Annotated in this window: 17 protein-coding genes; 6 read left to right on the top strand and 11 right to left on the bottom strand. The window is 55.4% G+C overall.

What is annotated here, in order from left to right:
• Positions 1-165 precede the first annotated feature (165 nt).
• Positions 166-492, bottom strand: a complete 327-nt coding sequence (locus P0119_18765) for a hypothetical protein (protein ID MDF0668090.1) — start codon at positions 490-492, stop codon at positions 166-168.
• Positions 493-543: 51 nt separating this feature from the next.
• Entirely contained in the window at positions 544-807 is a 264-nt protein-coding gene (locus tag P0119_18760; GenBank protein ID MDF0668089.1) for a hypothetical protein, read from the bottom strand.
• A gap of 1,011 nt (positions 808-1,818) precedes the next feature.
• Here P0119_18760 and P0119_18755 point away from each other — a divergent pair.
• A complete protein-coding gene (locus tag P0119_18755) occupies positions 1,819-2,415 on the top strand; it encodes a hypothetical protein (protein ID MDF0668088.1) in 597 nt (198 codons plus the stop codon).
• A 382-nt stretch (positions 2,416-2,797) separates the two neighbouring features.
• On the opposite strand, the gene P0119_18750 is transcribed toward P0119_18755, so the two are convergent.
• Positions 2,798-3,043 carry a hypothetical protein gene (locus P0119_18750; GenBank protein MDF0668087.1) on the bottom strand — a complete coding sequence of 82 codons (246 nt, stop codon included), beginning with the start codon at positions 3,041-3,043 and terminating at the stop codon, positions 2,798-2,800.
• 1,898 nt (positions 3,044-4,941) lie between these two features.
• Between P0119_18750 and P0119_18745 the strand changes: the two genes are divergently transcribed.
• On the top strand, positions 4,942-5,157 hold the full coding sequence (locus P0119_18745) for a hypothetical protein (protein ID MDF0668086.1): 216 nt from the start codon (positions 4,942-4,944) through the stop codon (positions 5,155-5,157).
• Positions 5,158-5,392: 235 nt separating this feature from the next.
• Here the strand turns inward: P0119_18745 and P0119_18740 are convergent, their stop codons facing one another.
• The 6 genes from P0119_18740 to P0119_18715 form a co-directional block, all read right to left on the bottom strand.
• Positions 5,393-6,097, bottom strand: a complete 705-nt coding sequence (locus P0119_18740) for a site-2 protease family protein (GenBank protein MDF0668085.1) — start codon at positions 6,095-6,097, stop codon at positions 5,393-5,395.
• Complete coding sequence (locus P0119_18735) at positions 6,094-6,981, bottom strand: DUF2167 domain-containing protein (GenBank protein ID MDF0668084.1); 888 nt, start codon at positions 6,979-6,981, stop codon at positions 6,094-6,096. Before P0119_18735 ends, P0119_18740 begins: the two co-directional genes overlap by 4 nt.
• 203 nt (positions 6,982-7,184) lie before the next feature.
• Positions 7,185-7,523 (bottom strand): hypothetical protein, encoded by a 339-nt coding sequence (locus P0119_18730; GenBank protein ID MDF0668083.1) that lies wholly within the window; start codon positions 7,521-7,523, stop codon positions 7,185-7,187.
• 127 nt (positions 7,524-7,650) lie between these two features.
• Positions 7,651-8,274, bottom strand: coding sequence for a transposase (locus P0119_18725; GenBank protein MDF0668082.1), 624 nt, complete (start codon positions 8,272-8,274; stop codon positions 7,651-7,653).
• Positions 8,275-8,308: 34 nt separating this feature from the next.
• The gene (locus P0119_18720; protein MDF0668081.1) at positions 8,309-8,710 is read right to left on the bottom strand and encodes a type II toxin-antitoxin system VapC family toxin; all 402 of its coding nucleotides are present in this window, start codon (positions 8,708-8,710) and stop codon (positions 8,309-8,311) included.
• On the bottom strand, positions 8,707-8,937 hold the full coding sequence (locus tag P0119_18715; protein ID MDF0668080.1) for a type II toxin-antitoxin system Phd/YefM family antitoxin: 231 nt from the start codon (positions 8,935-8,937) through the stop codon (positions 8,707-8,709). Before P0119_18715 ends, P0119_18720 begins: the two co-directional genes overlap by 4 nt.
• A 121-nt stretch (positions 8,938-9,058) precedes the next feature.
• Here P0119_18715 and P0119_18710 point away from each other — a divergent pair, with 121 nt between their 5' ends.
• The 4 genes from P0119_18710 (at position 9,059) to P0119_18695 (ending at position 11,408) form a co-directional block, all read left to right on the top strand.
• Positions 9,059-9,310 (top strand): hypothetical protein, encoded by a 252-nt coding sequence (locus tag P0119_18710; GenBank protein ID MDF0668079.1) that lies wholly within the window; start codon positions 9,059-9,061, stop codon positions 9,308-9,310.
• Positions 9,311-9,673: 363 nt separating this feature from the next.
• Positions 9,674-10,258, top strand: coding sequence for a hypothetical protein (locus tag P0119_18705; GenBank protein MDF0668078.1), 585 nt, complete (start codon positions 9,674-9,676; stop codon positions 10,256-10,258).
• A 195-nt stretch (positions 10,259-10,453) separates the two neighbouring features.
• A complete protein-coding gene (locus P0119_18700; protein MDF0668077.1) occupies positions 10,454-11,065 on the top strand; it encodes a cytochrome c in 612 nt (203 codons plus the stop codon).
• 10 nt (positions 11,066-11,075) lie between these two features.
• Positions 11,076-11,408, top strand: a complete 333-nt coding sequence (locus tag P0119_18695) for a DUF5666 domain-containing protein (protein ID MDF0668076.1) — start codon at positions 11,076-11,078, stop codon at positions 11,406-11,408.
• A gap of 225 nt (positions 11,409-11,633) precedes the next feature.
• Here P0119_18695 and P0119_18690 read toward each other — a convergent pair whose 3' ends face one another.
• Positions 11,634-12,563, bottom strand: coding sequence for a hypothetical protein (locus tag P0119_18690; protein ID MDF0668075.1), 930 nt, complete (start codon positions 12,561-12,563; stop codon positions 11,634-11,636).
• Positions 12,564-12,739: 176 nt separating this feature from the next.
• On the bottom strand, positions 12,740-14,104 hold the full coding sequence (locus P0119_18685) for a DUF2254 domain-containing protein (GenBank protein ID MDF0668074.1): 1,365 nt from the start codon (positions 14,102-14,104) through the stop codon (positions 12,740-12,742).
• Between the last annotated feature and the right edge of the window lie 110 nt (positions 14,105-14,214).

The following is a 14,214-nucleotide window of genomic DNA, read 5'->3' as shown; positions in this document are numbered from 1 at the left end:
ATATCGAGTTGCCAGAGATCTTCGTGGTCTCGCTCACAGAGATTGGTGCGCAATAGAGAGCCGCCTTCGCACCGGCGCACTTGGCGAAGAGTCTTCCGAGTGCTCCCTCATTGAATAAGGTGTCTGAGGTCGCCGGTTGAGGGGAGGGGTGATTTCCATCAAGCTTCAGGTGGCCCATCCGCGTCGCTTGGCCGTACCGAGTTTGAGCCGCATCAGCTCGAATTGATTTAGTTGCTTCACAAGCTTCATGAGCCGCCAACACACGGTGCGTTTCTTGTGGATGCGATCGCGACTTTCGACGAACAGGGACCGTTCGCTCGCTTGCTGCAACAGATTTCCATTGACGCCCTGGTGCACCGAGACCCAAGGCAAAGGGATGAGATCGCGCTCCAGTTCGGTGAGCCTGGCCTTGGGTGTGTCAACCGACAGCAGACGAGGGGCACCTGCCTGCCTGTCCGCAAACACCTCTTTGATGGAAATGCAGCGATCCATCACCCAGGTTCGTTCCGCTTTGCCATATTGCGTCTCAATCTACTACAAGAATCACTTGAGTGTGGTCTTGTCGGTGGGGTTTCGGGAGAGCACTTCGTAGGCGAGAAGAAACCCGTCCGGGGTGACGATCAAAGCGATGACGACTTGGGTGCAGTCAGAGCGTTTATCGCGATAGGAACCATGGCGGAGCTCGTCGCTCTCGTCTTTCGGTGGTGGCGATTCGAAAGAGGGGCTGGCCGGGTCGTAGAGCAGGACATCGAATTGATCGCTGAAGATGTCATGCCATGGCACGGTCAGATGATGGAACAACGCCATTTTATGGGCAGCACTTTGTCGAGGTAACGATAGAGCGCATTATTTTCCACGAGCCGAAGGTTCGTGTCTGGCAGATCGTCCACGGCGCTTTGCTCAAACCGCAGTCGGTGTAGGCGTCATTCGCTGCCGAGATCGAGCAAGCGGTACTGCGCGAGCGTCTGCAGGCTGTTCTGCCGACCGATGCCTTCGCGACAGCGAGGTAGACGTACATGCCACAAACGATCACGTCCTACCTGTTCGTATAGGTGACAGCCGAGCCAACAGGTACTCCATTGCCGCGACCGATGCCACTCCATCGCATCGAGCCGTCCATGAAGGCCCATTACCTGGTGTATTCGGGCACCTCGCGGTGAGTGGGAAATGCGGTCGGTTGGGTGCGCCGTTGGGTATCTTCATCGAACGTCTCGACTATCCGACACCGCTCCTCGCGCTGGATATTGTTAACCGCAGTTGATCGATCTTGATGTAGGATCGGCATTCAAATCTTCTTACAGGCGCAGGAGGTTTGGCATGCCTGTCCGTTAGGTCTCCGCATCCCGGCTCTACACGAGATTCGCTTTTCGGTTACCCGCCATCCGATCACGATTTAGGCTGACGTGATTCTACTTCCACTGCATTGCGAACTGATTGGACCGCGGGTCACGCTCGCGCCATTCCTCGATCCATTCGTGAAGACTTCCAATGGTTAGATTTTCGCGGTGGAGGTGCTGCTGGTTTGGAGGTGGGGGCTGGAGCTGGGCGCTGAACGGTTTGAACAGCTGACCGGCTATCGGCGTGATTCGTTACTCTCGTGTCTGTTGGGCCGCTCTCGGTTTCCATAGTTTCATGCGTTGCGAAGCTCGTCCCACGCCCTAAGTATCGATGGCTCACGGATGTCTTGGAAGCCTTGGTGACCATGCGGCCGACCTTGCTGGGGCATAGTCTGGCTTTGAATTTTTTCTTGTTTTGTCGCTCGGGTGAAGCCGGCGGTGTGAAGAGCCGCAAGTCGGTGAAACTCAGGCCACCACTCCTATGATCATCTGGGCGCGTCGCGACCAACGATGGCGTTTGTGGGCCACGTTACGAACGAACCGTACTGGTACAGCAAACGACGTGCATGAATTTTTGACCCGAGCGTTCGCGCTGCTGGCCACTGGACCTCGGACCAGTCTGGTGCTGGCCGATGTCGGATACCTTGAGTCGGCCTTCTTGCTCTACGGTGAAGACCTGCGATCCTTCTCCATCATTCTGATGCGCAGCCTGTCCAAGAGAATGACTTATGGTCAGTCGTCTGCGGTGGCTCGCTCGCGACGACCTTGTTGCCGATCTGGCGTGAACAGTGGCGCCGGTCAGCGTGTCTGCCAGTCACTCATGGAGTGGTTCGTGGCGATTAAGCGGTGGCTGATTGAGCGCCCGGATCTGAAGACTGTGTCCTTTGTCGCCAGTGTTCTCTATAGCCCTGAGCTGATCCCGCGCAGATGTACGACCCAAGGCGGACAGCGAGCATTGGATCAGGAACTAAAAGATGGTCTGAGTTTTAACGCTTCTGACCGCAATCGGTCGACGCGGCCGATACGACCTTCGAATCAGTTGCGGCGGAGCGTCATCAATACCTGCAGGCCATTCTAGACGGGATTCCGATTGCGACGCGGTCGGAGTGGGATCTCGTCGAGTCCTACGCTATATCCAATGCTTCGTCGTGGTAGGCGGACCCACTAAGACAACCGTCCCATCTTCGCCGTCCACCACGATGCTTCCAGTTGATCGTCACTCAGCTGACGAATCCTGGTTCAGTCATGAATGCATGAGCTAGGGGGCATGTTGTTGGACATGTCCAACAAAACATTTAACTGCCTCTGATCTGTCAGGGTCACACGCATCCTTTCAATAAACTTAGGTGTGTTCCAGCTCCATGAATGGCGATCGCGAAGGACTTTTATACAGATGGGTGTGGGTTCAGCCCTATGCCGCAAGCAAGGACACGGGTTTTGGTTCTGCCTATATTGCGGCATCAGTCGCCCAGCCGTACAGCTGTGGGGGGGAGAGTTTTCCGGTGAGTAAGGATGCGGAACCTGAGAGCCTGAAGCAGAGATCGCATCGTCCGTCTCGTCGCGTCCTGAATCGGAGCCACGCGGATCTGACCCTCGGTTTGCACGATGAACGTAAACTTGATTCTGAACGCATTCAAGGAGGATTGCTTCGTCTTCACATTGTTCGGTCGGCCACTGAAGCGATTCGGAAGGTCCTCCAGGCTCATGAGCGGGCCTCGATGGTTCACAGACGACCACAGGAGAGTCCCAGTTGGTATAGCTGTCCGGTGACTGGAAATCGCCTGCAGGCCGATACGATGAAGGTCAGGGCCTGCCTCTTCTAGTTATGCCGCCATTGACGAGTGCGCGCACAGGCTGGTTATTGCCCTGTATCTCGATCGTATCGCTACCAATGTGATTCGGTTGCCTGAGGCATCGAGTCATCGAAGGGGCTACGCTTTCGATGCGGCTGGTGCAAACAGAGCGCGGTGGCCAGTTTTTGAGACGTTCCAGGAGGCGCTGCAACATTATTGGTATAAGGTCCGGCCCACTCGTCCCCGACCCCCTCATCTCAATGGCAAGGTCGAACGTTCTCAGCATACCGATCCGATTGGAATTCCATTCCACCGTGGATATACCGGATCCGTTGCTGACAGTCCTGTTTGCTGGGCGAGAATTCCACTACAACCGACTTCGGCCCCACAGAGTATCGGTGAACGAAATACCAATCGGACGCTACCTCGAACTTCTAGGGGTGACTCGATGTCAAGACAGCGCAGGCGGTCGGTGCCAGTCTAAATAGGAACGAGCCAAGGTAGGCGAGTTTCGGCCGATCAGCAGGTCCTAGAGTTGAAAGGATATCCTCGGTCTTCGCAGTATTATCGCTGCTTACGGCATGGTCTGGACGTGGCCTGTCCGAGTGCGACCAGTTCTCTCGGATAGAACTCTCGTTGTACGACACGATGGTTGAGCAGCGACTCGTCATCACTCACGTGGCTCAATAAGGGAGGGCAGAACTGTAGGGGTAGGATATTGGCATCGACGAGCGAGTGAGAAGTGAGTCAAGATCAACTGAGGCCATCATGAATGTGAGGCGAGAGGTCTGGGTTGCTCGAATGGCTGGAAATGTTGCGTACGCGATGTGGCTTAAGTCAGGCAGGTTAGCAAGGCTTGCAGGGGCAACAAGCGCAAATTGCTGGCTCGTGAAGTAGTGGCAATTCCTCCGTTCTCACGTTGCAGGACTATCTGAATGTTTTCAGTGATGAATTTGAACTGACCATCGATGCCTGTCGTCTCATCTCAACGGCATCAAGGTTGTCAGCATTCGACGATAGACCGCTTCCAATTCAGAACTTCTCGAGGTTCGGATCTCACGAGTCAGGCCCTGCCTCTGAGATGCGGGCATCTTGAATCGATAAAATTGTTTGCCTGTCCATGTAGGAGGCCACAGTTCCCCGTCGTCTGTCGTAGGTTGCTACGGAGGATAGATCAAGCCGTTAGATTCCGTTTCAGCAATCGTTGAGAGGCCACAATTTCATCATGCCATTACTGTTGGACCAAGTTATGACACCATGAGGAGACGACATCTTGTTGGACATGTCCAACAAATCACTTCGGTTCTCGCCAATCATGTCCGTCATGTCACGCCGCACGGATTTGGCCATGGATCTTCTGAATCGAACAGACTAAGCGGCTCCGGCGCAGTGTGGACGAGAGGTCGAGCATGGCGGTTATTCCTGCTTGCCGGTCCGCTCAACGAACGGCTGCTGACGATTCAGGCAGGTACGAAGGGTGATTAGGTCAGTCTGCGAGAGTGGCGGGTCGAGTAAGAACGGCTCTTCCGTCGGCACTGAGATGGGGAGGGGGATCGGTGAGTGGTGGGACGTGTGGATGCGACCAGCGTCACCCTCGAGCGTGATCGACTAACTTGGTACGCACGGGATTAAGCAGGATATCGCGCAGGACGGTGAGTAGATGATCGTCCTGTTGAATGGGAAATCTCTTGAAGCGATCTTGCCAGACATGTCCATGACTGCGGTAGTGCAGATGGTAGTATCGGACATGACTGGTCATTCACCATTACACGAACGGGCTGAGGGTTGCCTTGGTGGCTTACTGCACCCAGATGAAAATGATTGAGCATCAGGCAGAAGCCGAAAATCATGACGGGATGTCGGACTTTAGCTGCCTCGAGCAGATCGAGGAAGGCGGCATGGTCGGCGTCCTTCTGAAGGACGACGGCTCCACCGTTGCCACGGTTCAACACGTGATAGACGTGGCCAGCGCTGGATCCGCGAGGAATGCGAGGCATGAGGCGTTCACCATGGAAGGCAAGCAATAGTCATTTCAGCAATCGTCGACCACCCTCGATGTGACTAGAGAATTCCGGTTTAGCCAGATCCTGATCTTAGGGGGTGACTAAGACTTGTTGGACATGTCCAACAAACCGTCTGATCCAATTAGATCTCCTATCACCGCACCGTAACTTTCTGGTCAAGAACACCCGCAGACCGCGCACCTATTTTTTAGGTGTAAACAAGAACTCTTACTCCTTAGCTTTGGCGAAGATGATTCGGTTAGAGGCCGACTGCCCGATGAGTTTCGTAGGTCATCACACCGAGAAATCCTGTGAGTAACAGATAGTAGGCCGCATAACTCCACCGCGTGGATTGAGGCACAGCATAATATCGTGCAGGTAAGGACGATTCGCTTTGTCGGAATGTCGAGAGCAAGTGGGGTATCGCCAGGAGAGCCACCAACAAAAGCATTGGGCTCTGATTCCAGATGAAGAGCATAACAATCATGGGGGCCCCAATCCACCAGGTTTTAGGAGAAATTATTGAGGTAATTCGTCCGCCATCAAGAGGGGATAAGGGAATCAGGTTAAACAGGTTTAGCATAAGTCCGGCATAGGCCAACGCCCGTAATAGTGGGCTCTGGTAGAAGTCGGCTGCATAGTAGCAGGCCATGGCCGCGAACGTCCCGACCACTGGGCCAGCCATCGCCACATAGGCTTCCGTTTCGACATCCATCGGTTGCTCTTTTAACTGAATCCATGCTCCGACGAAGGGAATAAAGGTTGGTGCTCCAACGTGCAATCCCCGCTGACGAGCCGCAGCAAAATGGCCCATTTCATGGCAGAAGATCAGACCAACCAGTCCCGTGGCGTACCACCACCCGTAGAGAAAACTATAGGTCACCACTGACAACAGCATCGTGCCGGATGTCAGTAAGACCTTTCCGAACTTTGCGCCTGCCAGCAGGGCAAGGAGCGTCTTCATAGCTCCGTACTCTGCCGGTTCGGTTTGGGTGATGAACGTCCTTTGACGAGCTTCCACACCCATGCGGCTATACCGACGGCGCCGATCACAATGACCTTCTTGAATGCGATGAGCAGCACGAGCAGTTTTGCCAGCAGCCCGGATTTAAACGCCGCGCCAGCCACGAGTGCCGCCAAGCCAACTGCCGCCACTTTGTCCGTCGTACTGTTAAAATCAGCATATCGCTTGCCGGTCACAAAATTGAGATTGGAGAGGAGCAGAGCAGAATAGTTTCTCAGTTTGGACAATTGATTGAGATCCGCGACAAGATTCATGCTCATGTATCCATGTCGCCCGAGTGCCAGGGTATTGTAATTGGCGATGGCCTCCTGCCCTTGGTCAGCAGAAATTGCCCACACCACCTTGTTATTCGCCTTATCATAATGGGGTTTTTCCTCCCAACCCCGGATTGTCAGCGGGGAGATCCCACTCTCTCGTCTCTTTGCATTGGCCTCCTCCGTCCCTTCCTTGATTGAGGCCAACATCTCCTCGGCATCCCAATCTGCGGCATCGTCATCCTGAACATAGCCGGCATCTATAAATCGGATGACGACAAACCAATTTTCCCCCTCCGAACCACCGGCGACTAGTCCCAATTCTTCTCCAGATGGAAAGTTGCCCATATCTTTTAAGAGCCGCTGTGCATCTTGAGGCCCTAAGAATACGAATTCCTCAGGCACCTTGAGTGTGGCTTGATCTCCCAACTGGGCTTCAAACGGCCCTGGTTGCCATGCATAGGTGGGTTCAGACTTCGTCGGCTCTTGAGCATCAACGGCTTGCGCCAAGAACAGGGCACTGAATAGAGCCGCCACGCATACGAGAATATGAAGAAGTCTGGGAGTCATAATTATTACTCTCCTAATACAGAGGTGTGAGGATTTCCTGAGTTGCGTATGGTCATAAATCGTACCACTTCACAAGAGCTTGTAAGGGTCACGCCAGAAGCTGAATCAATTGGACGATCGCATATGCTGTTCTGATGGATGGCGTTCCGCGTGGAATTATCAAGATGTCCGTTGAAATTTTCTGAGCCGCTCCATGGTTATGGTTACGCCGCTTTCTTCATCGAAGCCGGTTGCGGCTCTGCCTGTTCAGCCTCAATCATCTCCATGACCTGTACGGTCTGGGCATCGCCGTTCACCTTCCTGAACCGGCCTTCGCAGGCGAGCAGCACGGTCCCCAACCATCGCTGCAGCATGAGGCTGCCCCGTGTTCGCTTGATGTTCCGCTCGCTGTGCTGGACCAACGAGAACATGCTCTCAATCGGGTTGTGGACGGGAGCGTCTTGCGGAGCACGGCCGGCATCTGGAGCCAATGAAGCACCAAGAGTTCCTCGAAAGCTTTCCGGAGCGACTTCGCCGCCGACTCGTTCGTGGTTCGCAGCCACCCCTCCAACTCCAGGAGCATCCGCCTGGTGTTGGCATAACGTGTCTGCTCCAAGGCTGTCATGAGTCGCCAATGCGCCTCGCGGCGAGAGGGCTTGGTCAGGTGCCGTTGGAGGTTCCGGCTCTTATCTAATGGTCCAGCGCTGATGCACCAGCTTCTTGCCGAATCTGGCCCGGAGTGCTTTGATCAGCCCCCTGCCGCCATCGGTGACGAAGAGGATCCGTCGAGAGAATGCCGAGCCCCGATGATCCAGGTCCCCTGAACAGGGCTTTGCAGATTTCCTGATTCTCTGAGGACCCCTGCGAGAACTCGAGGGCCATCTTCTCCGCGGCCATGTCCAGCCCCAGGGCCACAAGAACCGCCTCACCACCTCGGTGGATCGTGTCGAGGAAGAGTGCAAATGGTCTGAAAGTCTCCAGTGATCGCTGTTGAAACTCCTTCAGCTTCGCGGCCGTCAGCTCCACGATTTTTGGCGAGATCTCGGTAGGGGACACGCCAATAGCGTGCGCCACGTCAAGGACGGTGTCGGCATATTTCTGGACGGATACGGCCCGGAGGATCTTCTCTAGCAGTTCCTCGGAAAACACGCCGGGGGAAACGCAGCCGAAGCCCCCGTTGGGGTCTGACCTTGCACCGTGCATGGCGCAGGAGGAGGTTCGAGCTTGCCACATTGCCTCTATGAATCGGCCTCCATTGGTCAGAAAGGGCTCCTGACCTCTTTGATCGTTCCCGCGCAACAGACGGTGCTTCATCCAAGTCGTTGTCCAACGGCATGAGCTTATGGGCTTATCGACCTGCGTGGTGCCGCCTCACGGTGTGTTGCCATTCAAGGAGGCGTTCGTCTGCGGTCATCAACGTCGCGCGATGCACGATAGCGGTCGCGGCAATGAAGCGATCAGCGGGATCCTTGTGAAGCGAGGCAAGATCCGCAGCGAGGATGGCGATGGCGCCGTCGACCGGCCACTCAATCAGGCCGGCTTGCAGCAAATCTGCGCGCCAGGATGCGGGCGATTCTGGAAGCATAATGCGTCCTCGTGCGTGCAGCATTGCGCACTCCCAGAAGCTGACCGCGCTGACGGCAAGTTGCTGAACTCGCCACGCCTGTTTGATGAGGTGACGAGCTGTGCGACCCAAATCGGAGGCATCGGTGTCCATCCACACCAGGGCATGGGTATCAAGCAGGATCATTTGAGCGCTTCCCATTCCACATCGATCGGCGAGACGATGTCGCCCTTGATTGCAATCAATCCTTTGTGCATGCCGAAAGGCGACCGTGGCCGCTTACCGGCATGGGGCCGTAGTTCGACAATCGGCTTCCCATTCTTCGTGACTAACAGAGGCTTGCCGGTGCGCGCCACCTCATCCATCAAGGCGAGACATTTGGCCTTGAATGTGGAGGCATTGACGGTTTGCATGCGGTACCTCGTTGATTTGAATCTGACCATTGACATGGTCATCCTAGCACAATGCCGAATCCTTCGCCACGCTGCTCATCCTTGAATACAGTCAAGACCTTTCCTCAACGGCGTCCAGCGTGTGAGCGTTTGGGATTATGAGAGAGAAGGGGATGAGTTCAACCTGGGCCTAGAACAGGCGTATGGCTTCGGCTTCGGTAAGGCCGAGGCGGTGGGTGGGGAAGATGAATTCGTCGGACCCGGTCGGCGGCACCAGCGGGGCTACAGCAACGGTTGGAGCTTGCTCAACGTTTCCATGATCGCGTTGGGTGATGCCGTCCCTTTCTTCACGGCTTGGCGAGTCTTCCTATCAGGGTCCGACAATCTTCCTTGACGTTGTGCTCAACAGAGGTTTAGGCTAACGATCTGCGAAGAGGTGCGTGATGAGACTTGTGATTGCTAGTCTCCTCATCCCTTTCACCGCGTACGCCAGGTATCGTGGTAGTCTCAGCACCAACCAATGTGATCTCAGTTCCCACGCGAATCTATTCGCGCCCGGCAGTTTCTTCTCATTGAAGAGGCTTTGGAACGAGCAAGGTCGTCACAGAAGCTCCGCCCGTAATCAGTCTACCGCCATCACTGTCTGTGCCACGGATGATTCCCTATTCTGCAATCGGCAAGGTCGGTCCAGAACCACGCTGGGAAAACACCAGCGTGATCCCAAGTCGATGAATAATCCAATGAAGGAGGGAATGTTATGTCTAGAAAACATTTCATATCCTACGCGCCCATCTGCTTAGCGTTCCTGCTACTAGGGTCACAGGCTATCGCCCACGATGCGGATCTCGGCGGGCCAAATACCCATAGGAATGTACCAGCTACGATTACGAAGATCGAATCGGGGCTGATGTACCTTGATATACAAGGGACTTCAGGCAAGAAAGTGGCACCGCGATGGGTCAGCGTAAAGAAGGCGGAACGTATGGGACTGCACGAAGCCAAGGTGGGTGATGAAGTGACCGTGACGGTGGATGAATCGAATGTTCTGCTGGACATTCACGATCCAAGCCGTCCTATCCATCGTCATCGCGTTGTGGTTGGGAAGCTTGCCTATGCGGATCCGTTCTGGGAGGTCGTCGAGATCTATACTGGTGAAGGATTGGAGTCGTATTCAGTTGACTCTTTAGCGGGCACCAAACTTGGTGCGCTTAAAGAAGGAGCTTTAGTAAGAGCAGAGTTAGACGAGGCGAATGTGATGATTGACATCCATCCCTACCACCGGCAACGCGAGCAGGCAGGTAGTTCGCGCAACACGCAACCGAGGGCGCACGCGTCCAGATGAGTGCGGCACGATCGCGGAAGCAACGGTGCCCCACAATCTAGCAGCTCGTGTGTGTGTGGCTTTGGCCTCATCCGCTTGAGATCACATGTCGTGAGGCTTGGGTGTCGATTCTCAAGTCCCCTCCGAACGTGAGGGGATCACGAAGGTTCTAGGGGGCCATCATCGTAGCAAGGGTCAACCGGGGAGCGTCGATTAATGACCAAAGGTGTCGGGGCGTTGCTCGCGATGGCAATGATTGTTGTGACAGGAAATGTTGCAGCGCTGTGGTTCGTCCTGCAATCAGGTTTTAGTGCGACGGAACAGCCAATGAAGCTCGAGGTTCTGTTCGCGCGCCAGCTCAGGCACCTGGCAATGCCAGCAGCCCAGAGGCAGATGAGCAACCCCGTTGTCGCCTCAGACGAGGTGCTTGCAGAAGCGCGGGTTCACTTTGCGGACCACTGTGCGACCTGTCACGGGAATGATGGAAGTGGCTCTACCCTGATCGGACAGAACTTCTATCCAAGAACACCCGACCTGACTAAAATAGAGACGCAGTCCTTTTCCGATGGAGAGCTGTACTATATCATCCATAATGGCATTCGATTTACCGGAATGCCCGCATGGGGGAAAGGCCGTTCAGAACCAGATCTCGATAGTTGGAAGCTGGTGCATTTTATTCGTCATCTCCCCAGCATTACGACCAAGGAATTGGAAGAAATGGAGAGGTATAACCCCACGAGTCAAGCGGCGCGGGAAGAGCAGGAACAAATCGACCGCTTTCTGCAAGGAGGAGAACTTGCTCCACACTCTCCCGCACCGCATCATTAAGTGAGGCAAAATGCTGACCAACATGGTGAAGCGAGTAGGAATACTGGTCCTGCTGATGACTGCAACATTACCCGGGATGGCCGCCGCGCACGGGGAAGGGCAGCACGTCTTTGGCACAATCACCGCCATCGATACTGCTGAGATTCAAGTGCTGACGACAGAGGGGAAGACAGTCTCAATCCCCACAGTCGCCGAGACAAAATATCGGAATAAAGGAAAAGGGAGTGGAGGGAACGTTCCTAAGGTAGGCGACCGAGTCGCGATAGATGTCACGAAGAAAGATGGCAAATTGATGGCCACTGAAGTCCAATTCTCCTCCTTTGCGAAGCCACAGAAGCCGTGAAGAGACGATGTTTGCCGACAGGTGAGTTGACCCCATCCCGCTTCAACAGGTGCAGATCCTCTGTGGGCGTCAGTGGAATGTGTGGTCACAGTCGTCGAGTACCCGCACCGCGGGAGGTACCAGTTTTATCTCCGTAGGACATCTCACAGATGGGATCTATTGCTCACTAGGTGTGGGTGTGCGTCGATTGAGGTTTGCACCCTTTCCGCATGGGGTCTTGATCGTTCAATGTTGATAACAATTCTTTGTCGGGTCATCCGGCGGGGAGTCGGCCGCGCACTTGGGACCCATGGGTCGCGGTATCCGCACGTATCCTTCGACCGTATGATTTTTTTCGAGGATCTCGAAATGAGACTCGTGGCAGGATCCTGAACAGCCTGGCGTAGTCGGCAGCGGATTGTTCAGGGTCATAGATTTTCCTCCGATGGGGATGAAGCGTGGGTAGGTAGTTGTGGTCGCGCCGAACGTGAGTTGTCCGTGGTCTAACGAGTGCTCGACGCGAGTGGTAAATGTGGGGCGCGCATGTTCCGGTCTCAACACCGTTGCCCATGTGGGATCGTCAGGCCCATACAAGAAGACGTTGTTCCCGCGGTGGCATTCCGTACAGGGCACGGTGTCCACAGCAAATCCCTGGGCCGGATCGTTGAGTGAGGCGATGGAAACTTGAGCCGTCTCTGGGTTCCAGCTTGTGCTTGGTGAGCGAGGATTGTTCCCCCAAAAACAGGCGTACCCGGTCGTGGCGCTCTGACAGATGACCTGGAACGATCCGCCATTCCTTCCCAACGCAATGCAAGCACCTCTCACATCTGGCGAGGCGTACGACCAGACGCTCGCGAACGTTGTTTCATCAACCGTAACCTTTTCCAGCGTATTCGGCGTCAACAATATGGTGCTGAGGTTGCCGTGACTTTCCCATTCAGATGAAGACTGCTTCCAATCAGGTGGAACCGGAACACCTTTTGCGCGGCACGATTCCGTGTAATTGTCTTCGCTCGCTACGTTCACGCTTGCTGGTTGAGCAGGAATAGGGGAGCGGGCCTTCGTTCCTTCCTTCGGCGACTCGATCAGCGAACAGCCTGCGAGTGGTAGGCAGATCAAGGCCATGACATATAATGTGAGAAATCTCACGATTGTTCCAAAATCCCAAGCACCCATCGCCACACTTCCTGCGTGACTTTATGTGATCAGAGTGCCTGATTATACATTGCAAGGAAGGATGTCAAGATCTCTTTGCCGGACCATAGGTCTAGCCAGATCTGAGGAAATGTCCTGAGCCTGTTTTTGACGAGAATCATCATCTACATGCAAAGTCATTGCGACCACACACAGCCCTACAGGGTCAAATCACGAACTGAGCCAGGGACCAACTGAGGACGGTCGGCCTCGAGCGCGCTGAGGGCATCAGCTCCCTCTGCCAGCAGACCCTCTAGATCGGCCGGTTGGGTAGCCTCGCGGGTGGCGTCCTCCAACACCAAGCGAATGTTTTTGGCGGCGGCGGCCCGCCGATCCTTGCTGGTCGCGCTGCTGCCAACGTTTTTGAGGAGCCGGACCAGACCCCGCGCGACAGCCGGCTCTCTGGCCCCGAACCGCCGGATCTGCTCTGTGCCGAGTCGCAAATAGTCGGCGAACGTAGGGAACGGTATAGCCACGCGCACCGTGTCATGTTCATCCTGATACAGCCGGTCGCCCAACCGCCGGCGAGACAGGACGCAGAGGACCACCGCCAAGTGATGCAATGCTTGGGTCGCTGTGTAGGGATCGTTGATTGCCGCTGACAGTGCCCTGTTGCCAATATCGACCAAGCGGCGGATGCCGAAAGGAACATCCTGCAGCATAGTCCGCTCGAAAGCGACCTGGATGGAGTTGCGGATTGCCTCTCGCAGGACAGCTTCGGGCGGTGCATGATCGGCCGATCTGTGCCAAGCCCAGGCGATTGGTGTCCCGGCGATGACATGGTCCCCCACCATCCTGATGAGCCGGATCACCACGTCCTGCCTCACAGCTGCTTGGACGAGCACTTCAGGTGCGACATCTTGGATATAGCCGGACTGGTCGGAGGGAACGGTGACGGCCCATGCGGGTGGATCCGGGCAGCGCTCCTCGGGTTCCTCGTAGCCGAGCCGATCAGGATAAAGGTTGTCGATGACTTCCAGAGTTTCCCGCACAATCATGCCCATAATCGTGTCGATCTGAATCGAGGAAGAAAGATGATGGATGAAGTAGATGAGCACCCCCAAGCTTGCCAGCGCGAGCCCAAGCGATCCGGAGACGGCTAGGCGGGGCATGAATGCCGCCGCGTCGGGGTTCTGCACCCCGACGGTATGTAAACCTGCCGTGCTGTAGGCGAAGGCGCCCACGAAGACACTCAGGACGAACTGCGTCCCGCGGTCACGCATGAAATTGCGCAACAGCCGGGGTGAATACTGGTTCGAGGCGATCTGCAAGGCGATGATTGTCAGAGCAAACACCAGGCCGGTCACTGTGATCATCGTGGACGACACCACAATCAGCATTTGGCGAGCGTCCTCGGGCGTGCCCTGGAAGACCAGCCACCGTATAGACGAATCGTCGCCAATCGGCACGTGGGATAAGACCATTCCCGCCACCAGGAAAAACACAACGGAGACGGTCGGCATGACCCACAGTGCGCTGCGAAGGTGATCCCACAACACTCGACGCCGAATAAGCATGCTCATATCGCGGCCTCCGGTTTGAGTGCGCTCTTACGTGATGAACGAGCAGCATCTTCGAGGCTGAGATGGAAGACGATCTCGGTAGTCCAGGAAGCCGAGGCTCCAAGGGCACG

The sequence above is a fragment of the Nitrospira sp. genome, assembly GCA_029194665.1.
GTDB lineage: Bacteria > Nitrospirota > Nitrospiria > Nitrospirales > Nitrospiraceae > Nitrospira_D.
This window is presented reverse-complemented; position numbering and strand designations above follow the sequence as displayed.

Coding starts and splice junctions, on each gene's coding strand:
- P0119_18715 (MDF0668080.1), bottom strand. CDS start 8,937: ATGCAAACCGTCAATGCCTCCACATTCAAGGCCAAATGTCTCGCCTTG.
- P0119_18700 (MDF0668077.1), top strand. CDS start 10,454: ATGACCAAAGGTGTCGGGGCGTTGCTCGCGATGGCAATGATTGTTGTG.
- P0119_18695 (MDF0668076.1), top strand. CDS start 11,076: ATGCTGACCAACATGGTGAAGCGAGTAGGAATACTGGTCCTGCTGATG.
- P0119_18685 (MDF0668074.1), bottom strand. CDS start 14,104: ATGAGCATGCTTATTCGGCGTCGAGTGTTGTGGGATCACCTTCGCAGC.
- P0119_18720 (MDF0668081.1), bottom strand. CDS start 8,710: ATGATCCTGCTTGATACCCATGCCCTGGTGTGGATGGACACCGATGCC.
- P0119_18750 (MDF0668087.1), bottom strand. CDS start 3,043: ATGAGCCTGGAGGACCTTCCGAATCGCTTCAGTGGCCGACCGAACAAT.
- P0119_18705 (MDF0668078.1), top strand. CDS start 9,674: ATGTCTAGAAAACATTTCATATCCTACGCGCCCATCTGCTTAGCGTTC.
- P0119_18760 (MDF0668089.1), bottom strand. CDS start 807: ATGGCGTTGTTCCATCATCTGACCGTGCCATGGCATGACATCTTCAGC.
- P0119_18745 (MDF0668086.1), top strand. CDS start 4,942: ATGAAAATGATTGAGCATCAGGCAGAAGCCGAAAATCATGACGGGATG.
- P0119_18725 (MDF0668082.1), bottom strand. CDS start 8,274: ATGAAGCACCGTCTGTTGCGCGGGAACGATCAAAGAGGTCAGGAGCCC.
- P0119_18765 (MDF0668090.1), bottom strand. CDS start 492: ATGGATCGCTGCATTTCCATCAAAGAGGTGTTTGCGGACAGGCAGGCA.
- P0119_18735 (MDF0668084.1), bottom strand. CDS start 6,981: ATGACTCCCAGACTTCTTCATATTCTCGTATGCGTGGCGGCTCTATTC.
- P0119_18755 (MDF0668088.1), top strand. CDS start 1,819: ATGATCATCTGGGCGCGTCGCGACCAACGATGGCGTTTGTGGGCCACG.
- P0119_18740 (MDF0668085.1), bottom strand. CDS start 6,097: ATGAAGACGCTCCTTGCCCTGCTGGCAGGCGCAAAGTTCGGAAAGGTC.
- P0119_18690 (MDF0668075.1), bottom strand. CDS start 12,563: ATGGGTGCTTGGGATTTTGGAACAATCGTGAGATTTCTCACATTATAT.